The 14042-nt window shown below is 70.3% G+C and carries 12 protein-coding genes and 2 pseudogenes; 4 read left to right on the forward strand and 10 right to left on the reverse strand.

Annotated elements, in window-relative coordinates; translation table 11 throughout:
- The first annotated feature begins 6 nt into the window (after positions 1 to 6).
- Complete coding sequence (locus EIZ45_RS10335; protein ID WP_134662406.1) at positions 7 to 1524, forward strand: class I adenylate-forming enzyme family protein; 1518 nt, start codon at positions 7 to 9, stop codon at positions 1522 to 1524.
- 165 nt (positions 1525 to 1689) lie between these two features.
- Here EIZ45_RS10335 and EIZ45_RS47580 read toward each other — a convergent pair.
- From EIZ45_RS47580 to EIZ45_RS10370, 7 genes and pseudogenes are all read right to left on the reverse strand, one after another.
- A pseudogene (locus EIZ45_RS47580) lies at positions 1690 to 1794 on the reverse strand (hypothetical protein); the annotation flags it as partial.
- 218 nt (positions 1795 to 2012) lie between these two features.
- Positions 2013 to 2117 (reverse strand): annotated as a pseudogene (locus tag EIZ45_RS47585) (hypothetical protein); the annotation flags it as partial.
- A gap of 54 nt (positions 2118 to 2171) precedes the next feature.
- On the reverse strand, positions 2172 to 3704 hold the full coding sequence (locus tag EIZ45_RS10350) for an AMP-binding protein (protein WP_134662407.1): 1533 nt from the start codon (positions 3702 to 3704) through the stop codon (positions 2172 to 2174).
- Between the two features lie 11 nt (positions 3705 to 3715).
- Positions 3716 to 4588, reverse strand: coding sequence for a cyclase family protein (locus EIZ45_RS10355; RefSeq protein WP_167756396.1), 873 nt, complete (start codon positions 4586 to 4588; stop codon positions 3716 to 3718).
- A gap of 31 nt (positions 4589 to 4619) precedes the next feature.
- Positions 4620 to 5348, reverse strand: coding sequence for an SDR family NAD(P)-dependent oxidoreductase (locus EIZ45_RS10360; RefSeq protein WP_134662409.1), 729 nt, complete (start codon positions 5346 to 5348; stop codon positions 4620 to 4622).
- A gap of 112 nt (positions 5349 to 5460) precedes the next feature.
- Positions 5461 to 6201 carry a FadR/GntR family transcriptional regulator gene (locus EIZ45_RS10365; protein ID WP_134662410.1) on the reverse strand — a complete coding sequence of 247 codons (741 nt, stop codon included), beginning with the start codon at positions 6199 to 6201 and terminating at the stop codon, positions 5461 to 5463.
- Between the two features lie 106 nt (positions 6202 to 6307).
- Positions 6308 to 6949: a TetR/AcrR family transcriptional regulator gene (locus tag EIZ45_RS10370; RefSeq protein WP_134662411.1), complete on the reverse strand. Its 642-nt coding sequence runs from the start codon at positions 6947 to 6949 to the stop codon at positions 6308 to 6310.
- A 90-nt stretch (positions 6950 to 7039) separates the two neighbouring features.
- Between EIZ45_RS10370 and EIZ45_RS10375 the strand changes: the two genes are divergently transcribed.
- Genes EIZ45_RS10375 through EIZ45_RS10385 form a run of 3 tightly spaced genes read left to right on the forward strand, consistent with a single transcriptional unit; the run spans position 7040 to position 10346 of the window.
- The gene (locus tag EIZ45_RS10375) at positions 7040 to 8407 is read left to right on the forward strand and encodes an NAD(P)/FAD-dependent oxidoreductase (protein WP_134662412.1); all 1368 of its coding nucleotides are present in this window, start codon (positions 7040 to 7042) and stop codon (positions 8405 to 8407) included.
- On the forward strand, positions 8404 to 9285 hold the full coding sequence (locus EIZ45_RS10380) for an alpha/beta hydrolase (RefSeq protein ID WP_134662413.1): 882 nt from the start codon (positions 8404 to 8406) through the stop codon (positions 9283 to 9285). Before EIZ45_RS10375 ends, EIZ45_RS10380 begins: the two co-directional genes overlap by 4 nt.
- Positions 9282 to 10346, forward strand: coding sequence for a trans-acting enoyl reductase family protein (locus EIZ45_RS10385; RefSeq protein ID WP_134662414.1), 1065 nt, complete (start codon positions 9282 to 9284; stop codon positions 10344 to 10346). The genes EIZ45_RS10380 and EIZ45_RS10385 overlap by 4 nt, the downstream gene beginning before the upstream one ends.
- 71 nt (positions 10347 to 10417) lie before the next feature.
- On the opposite strand, the gene EIZ45_RS10390 is transcribed toward EIZ45_RS10385, so the two are convergent.
- From EIZ45_RS10390 to EIZ45_RS10400, 3 genes are read right to left on the reverse strand one after another with little or no spacing between them, the layout of a single operon-like run.
- Complete coding sequence (locus tag EIZ45_RS10390) at positions 10418 to 12718, reverse strand: FtsX-like permease family protein (protein WP_134662415.1); 2301 nt, start codon at positions 12716 to 12718, stop codon at positions 10418 to 10420.
- Complete coding sequence (locus EIZ45_RS10395; RefSeq protein ID WP_134662416.1) at positions 12715 to 13404, reverse strand: ABC transporter ATP-binding protein; 690 nt, start codon at positions 13402 to 13404, stop codon at positions 12715 to 12717. Before EIZ45_RS10395 ends, EIZ45_RS10390 begins: the two co-directional genes overlap by 4 nt.
- Positions 13404 to 13925, reverse strand: coding sequence for a PadR family transcriptional regulator (locus EIZ45_RS10400; protein WP_043837530.1), 522 nt, complete (start codon positions 13923 to 13925; stop codon positions 13404 to 13406). Before EIZ45_RS10400 ends, EIZ45_RS10395 begins: the two co-directional genes overlap by 1 nt.
- Positions 13926 to 14042 lie beyond the last annotated feature (117 nt).

The following is a 14042-nucleotide window of genomic DNA, read 5'->3' on the forward strand; positions in this document are numbered from 1 at the left end:
ACGACCGTGGGCAACGACCTGACGCTGCCGAGCTGGCTGCGGACGATCGGCGAACAACCGCACGGCGCGCACCGGCGAGCGCTGGCCGACGAGCACGGCGAGCTGACCTTCGCCGAACTGGTCGCCGCCATGGACGCGACCGCGACCGCGCTGCTCGAGTCCGGGGCCGTGCCGGGCGACCGGATCGTCACCGCGATGGAACCATCGGTCCCGCACACCATCGCGATCCTCGGCGCGCTGGCGGCCGGGATGGTGGCCGCGCCGCTGAACATCCGGTTGACCGCGCCGGAAGCTCGCGCGTACCTGAGCGCGCTCGAACCCGCGATATTGCTCGCCGACCCCACGTACGCGCCGCTCGCGCGGGAGACCGGCTACCGGGTCATCGAACTGCCCGCGGCGAACCAGCCCGCGCCGATCGCCGAACGCCTGGCACCGCTGTATCGCCCCGGCAGCGACCGCACCGCACCGGACGAGGACGAGTTCGCGATCATTTTCGGCACCGGCGGCACCACCGGCAGTCCGAAGGGCGCGGTGCACACCCATCGCAGCCTGTGGTTGTGGCTGAACACCTGCGCACACGGCAACCCGCGGGTCCCGTCGGATGTCGAGCTGTTCTTCTCGCCGTTCTTCCACATCACGCTCGGCACGAACCTGCTGACGCCGCTGTTCGCCGGCGGCGAGGTCTGGATCCACCGGCGGTTCGACCCCGCGGCCGCGCTCGCCGCGATCGACCAGGGCGCGAGCAGGCTCATGGGCGCGCCGACGATGTTCGCCGCCCTGCGCGCCCGCCCCGAGTACGCGACGACGCGGCGCGAGAACGTCACCGCGATCCGGTTCGGCTCCGCGCCGTCCACCGGCGATTTCGTGCAGGACCTGCTGCGCGACTTCCCGAACGCCCGCATCCGGGCCGGTTTCGGCGCGACCGAATTCGGGTCGGTGATGGGATTCGACCACGACGACCTGCTGGCAGGCCGGTTCGCCGGGGTCGGCAGGCCGCTGCCGGGCGCGACCGTGCGCATCCTGGACGCCGACGGTCGCGAGGCCGCCCCGGGGGTCGTCGGCGATCTGGTCGTGTCGTGCCCCTGGCAGACCCACGGCTACTACGGTCTCGATGCCGAGACAGCCCTGACATACCAGGCGGACGGTGTCCACATCGGAGACCTCGCGTCGCGGAGCGAGGACGGCTGGGTGACGATCGCGGGCCGCCGCAAGGAAATGATCATCAGCGGTGGGGAGAACGTCTATCCGCGGGAGGTGGAGGAAGTCGTGCTCCGACATCCGGACGTCGCCGACGCGATCGTGTACGGGATGCCGGACGAGCACTGGGGAGAACGGGTGGAAGCGAGCGTCGTCGCGGTGGCGGGCCGGACTGTGGAACCGGCCGCGCTGCGGGAGTATTGCCGCGCGGAACTGGCGGGCTACAAGATCCCGAAGACGGTCCGGTTGATCGCCGCGGTGCCACTGACCGCGAACAACAAACCGGACCGCCGCCAGGCTCGTGCCGACGCTCTCGGACAGCGCTGAGCTACCCCGCCAGCTTGCGCAACTCCGCCTTGCGGATCTTCCCAGTCGACGTCTTCGGCAACTCCGCGAACCGGATATCCCTCGGCACCTTGAAACCCGCCAACCGCTCCGCAACCAGCCGATCAAGTCCACATCGGACACCTCAGCCCCGTCACGCAACCGCACGAACGCGACCGGTACCTCGCCCCATTTCGGATCCGCCTTCGCGACCACCGCCGCCTCAGCGACCGCCTCGTGGTCCAGCAGCGCGTTCTCGACCTCGATGGACACGACGTTCTCCCCCGTCCGGATGCCGCACCCGCAAGGCTCCCGGACAGCGCTGACTTACTCCGCGAGCCTGCGCAACTCCGCCTTGCGGATCTTCCCAGTCGACGTCTTCGGCAACTCCGCGAACCGGATATCCCTCGGCACCTTGAAACCCGCCAACCGCTCCGCAACCAGCCGATCAAGTCCACATCGGACACCTCAGCCCCGTCACGCAACCGCACGAACGCGACCGGTACCTCGCCCCATTTCGGATCCGCCTTCGCGACCACCGCCGCCTCAGCGACCGCCTCGTGGTCCAGCAGCGCGTTCTCGACCTCGATGGACACGACGTTCTCCCCCGTCCGGATGCCGCACCCGCAAGGCTCCCGGACAGCGCTGACTTACTCCGCGAGCCTGCGCAACTCCGCCTTGCGGATCTTCCCAGTCGACGTCTTCGGCAACTCCGCGAACCGGATATCCCTCGGCACCTTGAAACCCGCCAACCGCTCCCGCAACCACCCGATCAAGTCCACATCGGACACCTCAGCCCCCTCACGCAACCGCACGAAGGCGACCGGTACCTCACCCCATTTCGGATCCGCCTTCGCCACCACCGCCGCCTCAGCGACCGCCTCGTGGTCCAGCAGCGCGTTCTCGACCTCGATCGACGCGATGTTCTCCCCGCCGCTGATGATCACGTCCTTGAGCCGGTCCCGGACCTCGACATACCCGTCCGGATGCCGCACCGCCACGTCGCCGGTATGCAGCCAGCCGCCGGCGAACGCCGCTTCGGTCGCCTCCGGATTGTCGAGGTACTCCGCCATGACCGTGTTCGAGCGGATCACCAACTCGCCCAGGGTCTCCCCGTCCGCGGGAACGTCCTCGAATTCCGGAGTCACCACGCGCGCCGACTCGACGTTGAGCGTTCGAACCCCTTGCCGCGCCATCATTTTCGCCCGATCCGCCGGTGCGAGGTCCTGCCATTCCGGCCGCGGGACGCACATCAGCGAAGGCCCGTACGTCTCCGTCATCCCGTACAGGTGCGTCACCTCGATCCCGATGCCCGCCAGCGCCGCGATCGCGGCAGGCGACGGCGGCGCTCCCCCGACCGCGAACTGCACCCGCTGCGCGAACCGCGCGCCGCCGCTCGCCTGTACCAGCATGTCGAGCACGACCGGAGCACCGCTGAGATGCGTCACCCCTTCCTGCTCGATGAGCTCGAACGCCCGCACCGCGTCCACCTTCCGCAGCGTGACGTGCCGCGCCCCCGCCGCGGTAACCGCCCACGTGAAGCACCAGCCGTTGCAGTGGAACATCGGCAGCGTCCAGAGATAGCGCGAACTTGCTTGCAGGCCAGTGGAAACGACCTGGCCGAGCGCGTTGAGGTACGCACCGCGATGCGTGTAGACCACGCCTTTCGGACCAGCCGTGGTGCCGGAGGTGAAGTTGATCGCCAGCGGCTGCCGTTCGTCGCCGGGCAGGCGCAACGGCACCGGATCCGCGGTTCGCAGCCAATCCTCATAACCGTCGCCGATCAGCAGGACCGCCCGCAGCTCCGGCGTCCGCTCGGGAACCTGGGCGATCAGCGACTGGTCGACGATGAGCACCTTAGCGCCGGAAAGCCGCAGCAGCTGCGCGTATTCGTCCTTGGAGAGACGCGTATTCAGTGCGACCAAAGCACATCCGGCTCCAGGAACGCCGTAATGCGCCTCCAGCAGCGGCACGCCGTTGGGCGCCAGCACCGCGACCCGGTCGCCTTCGCCGAGCCCCAGTTCCCGGAGGCGTCCGGCCAGCCGCTCCGCCCGGTCGGCGAGCCGCGCCCACGACAGCCGTTCCCCGGCGTCGGCGACCACGCCGATCCCGTCGCCGTCGAGGTCGGCGGTGCGCCGCAGGAAACTCAGCGGGCTGAGCGGCACGTCGTTCGCGAATTCCATCCCGGTTCCCTTCACACGACAGCGATCGGGCGCAGCGGCGAACCGGTCCCGCCCCGCAGCGTCAGCGGCAGCGCGACGAAGAGGGACGTGACGACGCCGTCCGCCGCCAGGTCCTCGCAGTTCACCCACTCCATGATGTGCACTCCGTGCCGCTGCAGCAAAAGCACGTGCACCGGCAGCGGATTCCCCGGCACCGGCGACGGCCGGACCTCGAACGACATGGTGTCCGCGCCGACGTACCGCACGCCCTTCGACACCAGCCACTCCGCCCCGTCCACGCCCACGCCGCTGCCGCCGCTGCGCTCGGCGATCCGTGCGGTGTCCGGCCAGAACTTCATCTGCCCGGTCCGCACGAGCACGATGTCCGACCCGGTGATCGTGACGCCGCCCGCTTCGGCCGCCTGCCGGAGATGGTCCTCGCCGACGGCGAAATGCGGTGGCAGGACGTCGAGTCCGAGCACCTTCGGGATGTCCAGCAGCACGCCGCGGCCGATGATCGGCCCGAATTCGGACGCGTCGCCGCGCAGCGCGCCGTAGTCGCCGAGCGCGCTGTTCGCCGAGGTGCCGCCGTGCCATTCGTCCTCGCTGCCGCACGTGACGTGGCACAGCGCGTCGATGTGTGTTCCGGTGTGGAGACTGCCGGAGACCAGTTCGGACACGTAGCCGAATTCGACGTCGTTCGTGCCGGGCGAGTCGAACGGGAACCGGCCTTCAGCGCGCTGGCCCTGCGGGGAGTTGTACGTGACGACTTCCAGCTGCGGGTTGCCCGCGAACGTCGGCATGTGCCGCCACCAGCCGGTCGACAGGTCGTACACGGAGCCGGTCGCGGGCAGGCCGAGGCTGCGCACGAGGTCGGCGTCGGGCGGGGTGCTGCGGGAGCTCATGAACACTTCCTCGGGTTCGGTGGGAACAGGGTCAAACGGTGACGGACAGCCCGGCGTCCACCGGGACGACCGCGCCGGTGATCCCCGCGGCCAGCGGGGAAGCCAGAAACAACACCGCCGCGGCGACCTCGGCGGGCTGCACGGCCCGTCCGCGCGGCGTGCGGCCCACCATGCGCCTGCCCGTCTCCGAGGGCAAGAACTCCTTCATCCGCGGCGTTTCCACCAGGCCGGGCGCGATCGCGTTCACCCGCACGCCGAACGGCGCTTCCGCGGCGAGGTACCGGGTGTAGCCGAGCACGCCCGCTTTCGCCGCGGAATACCAGCTCACGCCGCCGCCGATCACCGTGCCCGCGATGGACGCGACGTTCACGACGGCTTCCGCCCGCTCCCGCACCCGGTCCAGCCACGACGTCGTGACCAGTTCGACGAGCCCGAGCACGCCGACCACCCCGTCCGCGAACGGCCGCGGCCGCTGGCTCGACGGACCGGCGTTGTTCACCAGCATGCCCGGCGTGCGCCAGGCCAGCGTGCGGTCGAGCGCGGCCTGCACCGAGGCCGGGTCGGCGGCGTCGGCCTCGACGGGCAGCACTTCCCCGCCGGACTCCTCGGCAAGACGGGCCACCGCCGCCGGATCGAGATCCCACGCGGCCACTGCCACCCCCAGCTCGGCTGCCCCTAGCGCGACCGCGCGGCCGATCCCGCTGCCCGCGCCGGTGACCAGGACACAGCTTCCGGTTTCAAAACCCATCGTGGTCAGCATCAATACAGTATACTCTTTTATCGAGCCTGATACCAGAACTCGCGTTACAGATCAGTCTGGCGACGCTTGGTACCGCGCCGACGAGCCGAAAGAGTGTACTCTGAGCGGGAGGTCAGGCTTCGGGGCGCAGCAACGCGGCGATGGCCTGCAGGTGCCTGCGCATCCGGTGCTGGCCCAGCGGCGCGTCCCCGGCGACGAGGGCCGCCACGATCGCTTCGTGCGCCTCGTGCGATTCGCGGGCGGCGTCGCGGTGTTCGCCGCCGGCGGATTCCGCGTCCCATTCCCGCTGCACGATGTCCTGGTCGAGTTGCGCGAGAACTTCCACGAACAATGTGATCGCCGGATTTCCGGCGAGTTCGGCGATAACGCGGTGCAGATTGCGCGCGTGCCCCCGGGTGAATCCCTGTTCGATGAGTTCGCGTTCGGATTCGAGCGCTTCTTTCAGCCGCACGATTCCCGATTCCGTGAGGTTTTCCGCGGCCAGCGCGATGCCCGCGACCTCGAGCGCGGTCCGCGCCTCCATCAGCTGCTGCCTGCTCACCTCGGCGTGGCGCAGGTACACCCGCGCCGCGTTGCGCACGACGCCCGGATCCGGTTCCGTCACCACGAGTCCGCCGCCGGGGCCGCGCCGCATCGCCGCCATCTGCTGGTGCTCGACCAGCCGTACCGCCTCGCGGAAGACCGCCCGGCTGACCCCGTACCGCTCGATCAGCTCCGTTTCCGAGCCCAGCACCGATCCGACGCGCCAGCCGCCGTCGATGATGTCTTTTTCGATCTGCTCGGACACCTTTTCCGCCAGCCGCCGATTGCCGCCTTTTTCCCCGGCCGGCGTGGCGTTCTGCTTGCTGGTCATCGGTCGACCCCTGTCGGTGCGCGGGCGGCGGATCGGTAATCACGTGGGCCGTACCAGTCTATACCACTCCGGATTTCCGGCGGGGACACCGCATTTCCGGTATCGCTCAGCGGAGATACGGCCGCAGCATCGCCCCGGTCAGCCTGCGCGCGGTCGCCGCCGCGTGCACGGAATCGCCTTCGACGAGGCCGAGCAGCGGGTCCAGCCCCTCGACGTGCGGGGCCAGCGCCAGATGCGGCAAGACCAGCAGCAGCAACGACAACACGATCTCGACGTCGGTGTCCGCCCGCAGCTGCCCCGCCGCCACCGCCCGCTCGACCAGCGGCCGCAGCACCGCCAGATAGTGACGGTTGACCGCCTCGCGCACCGGCGTGCGGGCGACCGGATCGGGCTCGAGATTGGCCGCCGCGGTCATCGCGCGCTCGAGCGGATGGTCGTAGAAATACCGCACCCACGCCTCGAGCAGCCGGTCGAGCGCGCCGGCGAAATCCTTGTCCCACGGGAGCTTCTCGATCTCGGCCTCCATGGCCGCGCGGATCCGCACACTCGCCAACTCGGCGAGGTGGACGTACATGTCGGCCTTGTCGGTGAAGTACTGGAACAGGCTGCCCTTCGACACCCCGGCCTCGCGGCAGATCGTGTTGAGGCTGCCGCCGCTGAACCCGCGCGCCGCGAACTCCGCCTCGGCCGCCGCCAGCACCGCCGCCCGCCGCTTCTCCGGCAGCCGCTCCCACGTTCCCGTCGGCACCGCCGACCTCCTCTTCTTGACTCTCCCCGTGCTGCGATCGTACTCTATGACCGCTGGTCATATGACCACTGGTCACAAGGAGGAGAACGCATGTCCGCGAACAGCTTCCGGGTCTGCGTCGTCGGCGCGGGCTCGTCCGGGATCGCCGCGGTCAAGGTGCTCGCCGAACGCGGCATCGGCGTGGACTGCTACGAGCTGTCCGACCGGGTCGGCGGCAACTGGGTGTGGGGCAACCGCAACGGGGTCTCCGCCGCCTACCGGTCCCTGCACATCAACACCTCGCGGCAGCGGATGGAGTTCAGCGACTTCCCGATGCCCCGGAACCTGCCCGACTTCGCCCGGCACGACCAGATCGCCGACTACTTCGCGGCGTATGTGGCGCATTTCGGCTTCGGCGACCGCATCCGGTTCGGCACCGGGGTCACCCACGTCGAGCCTCGGCCGGACGGCAGCTTCGCGGTCACACTGTCCACAGGAGACACCGAGCGGTACGACGCCGTGCTCGTCGCCAACGGCCACCATTGGGATCCACGCCTGCCGGAGCCGATGTTCCCCGGAGCCGAAGGATTCCGCGGCGAGATCATGCATTCGCATTCCTACACCGAGGAAGCGCAACTGGCCGGACGGCGCGTCGTGGTGGTCGGCATGGGAAATTCCGCGATGGACATCGCCGTCGACGCCTCGTACCACGCCGCGGAAACGTACCTGTCCGCACGGCGCGGGGTGCACGTGATCCCGAAATACGTGTGGGGCAGGCCGTACGACCAGATCGCCGGGAAGGAATGGCTGCCCTCGGCGTTGCGCTGGCCGCTCGCGCGCCGGTTGATGGCCGCCGCGACCGGGCCGATGACGCGGTACGGCCTGCCGGAGCCGGACCACAAGTTCGCGCAGGCGCATCCGACGATGTCCAGCCGCGTCCTCGACCGGCTCGCGCACGGGGCGATCACGCCGGCGCCGAACATCGAGCGATTCGACGGCGGCGACGTCGTGTTCGCCGACGGCCGCCGGGTCGCCGCGGACCTGGTGGTGTTCTGCACCGGGTACAAGATCAGTTTCCCGTTCTTCGACCGGGACTTCCTCGATCCCTCCGGCGACAACGAAATTCGGCTGTACCGGCGGGTTTTCCACCCCGGCGTGCCCGGCTTGTATTTCGTCGGGCTGGTGCAACCGCTCGGCGCGATCATGCCGATCGCGGAACGGCAGGCACTGCTGATCGCCGACCATCTGCAAGGCCGCTACCGCCTGCCCGGCGCGGCCGAGATGGCGCGCGAAATCGACACGCACCGGCGACGGATCGCACGGCGTTACGTCGCGTCCAAACGGCACACCATCCAGGTTGACTACGACGACTACATGCGCGACCTTCGGCTCGAACGCCGGCGCGGGGCACGCCGTCCGGCCGGCCGCACCCCCGCTGACCGCCCGGTCGCCAGCGCCCGAGAGGAGATCCCCGCGTGAACGTGTCCTTCCCGGTCGGCGGCGACCAGTGCGCCGCCACGCTTTACCTGCCAGCGAACGAAAACCCGCCGATCATCGTGATGGCGCACGGTCTCGGCGCGGTCCGCGAAATGGGTCTCGCCGCGTACGCCGAACGCTTCACCGCCGCCGGATACGCGTGCCTGGTGTTCGACTACCGGCATTTCGGCGACAGCGAAGGCCATCCGCGCCACCTGTTGTCCCCGCGGAAACAACTCGCCGACTGGACCGCCGCGATCGCCTACGCGCGCACGCTCCCCCAGGTCGACGGCGACCGGGTCATCGCCTGGGGCACCTCGTTCGGCGGCGGTCACGTGCTCAGCACCGCCGCGAACCGCCCGGCCGGGCTCGTCGCCGCGATCGCGCAATGCCCGTTCACCGACGGCATCGCGTCCGCGCTCGCCATGCATCCGGCCAGTTCGGTCAAGGCGACCGTCGTCGCGGCCCGGGACGTGGCCGGGCACTGGCTCGGACGGCCGCCGCGGCTGATCGCCACCGCCGGCCCGGAACGAGGCACCGCGCTGATGACTGCGCCGGACGCCGAGCCGGGGTATCTTGCGCTGGTGCCGCCGGGCAGCGATTTCCGCAACGAGGTCGCGGCGCGGGCGGTGTTCGACATCCTGCGGTACCGGCCGGGCCGCGGCGTCGGCCGGATCGAGGTGCCCACGTTGTTCGCGGTGTGCGAGAAGGATTCCGTCGCCCCGTCCGGGCCGACGCTGCGGTACGCCGCCCGCGCGCCGCGCGGCGAGGTGCGGACTTATCCGGACGGGCATTTCGCCGTCTACCAAGGCGAACCGTTCGAGCGAGTGGTCGCGGACCAGGTCGATTTCCTCCGTCGGCACGTTCCGGTGACGGCATGACCGGGCGGATCGTGGTGTTCGGGGCGACCGGCTACACCGGCGGCCTGGTCCTGGAGTCACTGGTACGGCGCGGAGTGCGGCCCGTCCTGGCCGGGCGGAACCGGTCTGCGTTGGACGCGCTGGCCGCGGACCACGGCGACTTGGAGATCGCGGTCGCGGACGTCAGCGACCCGGCGACCCTCCGCTCGCTGGCCGGGCCCGGCGACGTGCTGATCGCGACCGTCGGCCCGTTCGACCGGATCGGGCACGCGGCCGCGCAAGCCGCCGCCGATGCCGGAGCGCACTACCTGGACTCGACCGGCGAGGTCGGTTTCGTCCGTGATGTACGTGCCCGACACCATGAGCGAGCAGTCGAAACCGGTGCGGCGATGGTCCCGGGCTTCGGTTACGACTACGTCCCCGGCATCCTCGCCGGCGCCCTTGCCGCGCAAGAGGCGGGCGATGACGTGCGTTCGCTGGAGATCGGCTACTTCGCGACCGGGCCGCTCTACCGAGGCTTGAGCCAAGGCACCCGGACGACCATGCGGGACGGGATGACGCTGCCCTCGCTGCGCTGGCGGGGTCGTCGGCTGGTCGAGGAACGCACCGGCAGCCGGGTGCGCGCGTTCCCGGTCCGCGGCCGGTCCAAGTCGGCCTTCCTGGTTTCCGGGACCGAAGTGCTGTTCCTGCCGGGGAATTTCCCGTCGCTCGACGAGGTGACTGTCTACAATGGATGGTTCCCCGCGTTGAGCCGGGCGATGCCGGTGGTGTCCGCACTGGCCTCGGTGGCCGGTCCGGTGCTGCGGGCGATGAGCGGGCCGATGGTGGGCCCGCCCGGAGGACCGGACGCGACCGCACGCGCGAAAACCGGCGCGGAGGTGGTCGCAGTCGCCGATTCCCGGGTCGAGGTGCGGCTTGAAGGACCGAATGCGTACACGCTCACCGGGGATCTGCTGACCTGGGCGGCGATCCGGTTGAGCACCGACGGCCCGGCGACGCCCGGTGTGGTGGGCCCGGTGGACGCGTTCGGCCTGGAACCGCTCCGGGACGGATGCGCGGAACTGGGGCTGATGCGGCAATAGCCGTGAAGGGCTCCTTGACGGAATCGGATTCCCTCAAGGAGCCCTTCACGGACCACCCCACACCCCCGGGGCTATTCCGAGCGGAGCGTGTCCAGCCTCGTCACCTGGCGCAGCAGCGGCAGCGTCAAAGCCGTCACCAGCAGCACCGCGGCGACCGCGGCTCCGGCCAGTCCGGCCAGGACCCCGCCGTCCACCATCATCGGCATTTTCGCCAGCCGCAGGATCGGCGCGGTCAAGCCGAGCCCTGCTCCGACGGCCAGCACCACCCCGACGACCACCGGAACCGCGGTCTGCCACAGGGATCCCCTGGCCAGCACCCCGATCGGCACGCCCGCCGCGGACAGCGCCGCGAGCGGACGGCGGCGTTCGCTGATCTGCTCGATCGACAGCATCAGCAGGCTCATCGCCGCCACCGCCAGCACGAACAGCGACGCGGTCAGCAGCACCGCGCGGAAGCTCTCCACCATCCGCTCGTCGCGGCCGGCGTAGTCGGACATGAAGTCCGTCTTGCCGACCTCGGCCTTCCACGCCAGCGGGCGCACCGCGGTCGCGACCTGGTCGATCAGGGCGTCGACGCCGCCGGCGCCCGCCACGAACAGTTCCGTCCGCTCGACCGGCAGCTGGACGTCGCCGAACGCGCCGGGCGTGACCAGCAGCTCGCTGGCCGACGCCTTCGCGGTGTTGCTCGCGGGCACCACCCGGACGTTGCCCGGGACTGTCCACATCGGACCCTCGACCTTGTTGCCGTTGCGGTAGCCGGTCAGCCGGTACTCCCCCTTGGGCACGGGCTGGGCCGACGAACCGGTCACGTAGAAAGCGTCCCCGTCGGCGCAGTCTCCGATGTTCGCCTGCGTTTTCAGCGCGACGCAGTCCCCGACAGTGCCGTAGACCTGGTTCTCGCCGGATCCCTGCAGCTGCAGGGCGCGGGCGCTGTGCACGCCGGTCACCCCGGGCACCCCGGACAGCCGCTGCCGGACCTCCGCCTCGTGCGCACTCGTCGTGTCCACCCGCACCGGCGCGGCCGCGACGCCGACCGGCGTCTCGTACGACCGCGAATTGCGGCTGGTCATCGACGTGAGCACGCCCTGGATCAGGATCGTCCCGGCGAGCACGACGACGAGCCCGGACACCACCCGGCTGGCGGTGCCGCTGTCGAGCTGCAGCCTGCGCACCGCGAGCTGCCACGACGGCGGGCCGCCCTGCAGCCGTTCGACGATCCGCTCCACCAGCCACGGCAGCAGCGCCGCGACGCCGACGAGCAGGAACACGCTGCCCACCGCGAGCGCCATCGCCGCGGCCTGGTCACCCGACCCCGGCGAGACGACGAGCGTCCCGAGCAGGAACACCACGCCGATCCCGGTGATCGTCCAGCGCCACCACATCCGGCGTCGCACCGGTTTGCCCTGCCGGACCACGCCGAGCGGTTCGACGATCGTCCGGCGCAGCCCGAACAGCGCCGAGCCGACCGCGAGACCGGGCACCAGCAGCACGATCACCAGCAAGGACACCCACGACGGCGTGAAGTCGTCCGGGAAGACGCGGAGGCCGAACGGGAGCCAGTCCCCGATGAACGGCCGCAGCGCGTAGAACAGCGCCCCGCCCGCCACGAGCCCGATCACCGCGCCGACCAGCGATTCCGCCGCCGCGACCCGTTTGATCTGCCGGGCGTCCACCCCGATCAGCCGCAGCGCGGCGAGCCGCCGTTCGCGTTGCGCCGCGCCCATCCGCGACGCGGTGGTCACGAAGATCAGCAACGGCAGCAGCAGCACCGCGGCGATCGGCGCGATGACCATCCACATCACCAACGGCAGGGTGAACCCTTCCGGAGGCTTGCCGTAGGAGTAGACGCTGGTGGCGTTTTCCCCTTCCGCCTTGATCTCCGCGGCGGTCGACCCGTAGTACGCCGTCAGGTCGGCCGCGTCGCTGACGCCCGGTTCCCCGATCTGGCCGGCCACGTTCCCCGGCAGCCGCGCCTTGATCGACGCGCCCTCGGCCGAGTTCAGCTTCTCCGCCAGCGCGGGCGACACGATCACCTCGCCCGGCGCGGGCAGCCGGGAAAGCCCCGGCGGCACCGGCGAGTTCTCCCCGGTCGCCGCGACCGCGGTCAGCTGGAGGAAGTCCTCGCCGACCGACGGGTACCAGCGGTAGGTCGCCAGCGGCGCGATCCCCTCGCGCGGCGTCGTGTCCTGCTTGATCGCCGCCGCCCGGTCCGCCCGCGCGTTCACCAGGTGGCTCACCGAGGCGGCGGGCAGGAGCACGGCGACCGCGAGCGCGATGCCGAACGCGGTCATCGCGAGCCGCAGGAGCGCCGAGCCGGACATCCGGCCGCCCCCGACGGCCAGCCGGAGTCCCAGCAGCAGATCCCGCATCATGCGACCAGCTCCCGGTCGACCGTGCGCCCGTCCCGGACCACGATCTCGCGGTCGGAGTACGCCGCGACCCGCGGTTCGTGGGTCACCAGCACCACCGCGGCGTGCGTTTCCCGCGCCGCCTGGGTGAGCATCTGCATGACCTTCTCGCCGTTGAGCGAGTCGAGCGCGCCGGTCGGCTCGTCGGCGAACACGACCTTCGGCCCGGTCACCAGCGCCCGCGCCACCGCGACCCGCTGCGCCTGCCCGCCGGACACGTCGCCCGGACGCCGCTTCGCCAGGTTGTCGACCTCGAGCCGGGCGAGCCATTCCTTCGCCTTCGCCTCGGCGGGCCCCCGCTTCGCCCCGGTCAGCCGCAGCGGAAGCGCGACGTTCTCCAGGCAGGTCAGCTCAGGCACGAGCTGGCCGAACTGGAACACGAAGCCGAATTCGGTGCGCCGCAACGCACTCCGGCCCTTGTCGTCCATCGCGACGAGGTCCTGGCCGCCGTAGTGGATGGTCCCCGCATCCGGCCGGACGATCCCGGCGAGACAGTGCAGCAGCGTCGATTTCCCTGACCCCGACGCGCCCATGATCGCGAGCACTTCCCCCGCCGCGACGGCCAGCGCCGCCCCGTCGAGCGCCCGCGTCTGGCCGAACGATTTGTGCAGCCCGCTGCCCGCGAGCAGCGCGGTTCCCGGCCTGGTCATCAGCGCACCGCTTTCTCGAGTTCGCCGAGCCGGGCCGCGGTGAGCTCGAGCCACCGCAGATCCGCCTCGAGGTGGAAGAGCGCGTGGTCGCAGATCAGCTGATCGGCGAGGTCGCCCTCGTACTTGCGTTTCGTGAGCGAGCGCATCACCTTGAGGTGCTCGCTGCGCTGGACGTCGAGCACGTCGGTGGCGTCGCGCCCGGACAGCAGCGCCAGGACCACCTTCGTGTACAGCGTGTTCTGCAGGTACGGCTCCGGGTTCTCCGGAGTGCTCAGCCACTGCTCGACGTCGGTGATCCCGGCGTCGGTGATCGTGTAGCGCTTCCGTTCCGGCCCGTCGCCGCTCTCGACCCCCGCGACCTCGACCATGCCGTTGCGCAGCAAGCGCGACAGCGTCGAGTAGACCTGGCCGTACGCGAGCGGGCGGTCCTGCCCGAACTGCTCGTCGTACGCCCGTTTCAGGTCGTACCCGTGTCTCGGCCCCGACTCGAGCAACCCGAGCAAGGTATGTGAAACCGACATTCCCCTGTTCCTCCCTTGACCCCGGAAACCCGGGGGTGAAGATCACTATACAACACAGGTATACGCACGGTGTATACCACCGCAGAATAGTGCTTTTTCGCAGCTCAGGGGTTTCGT

The sequence above is a fragment of the Amycolatopsis sp. CFH S0740 genome (genome assembly GCF_004522315.1).
GTDB classification, from domain to species: Bacteria; Actinomycetota; Actinomycetes; order Mycobacteriales; family Pseudonocardiaceae; genus Amycolatopsis; species Amycolatopsis nivea.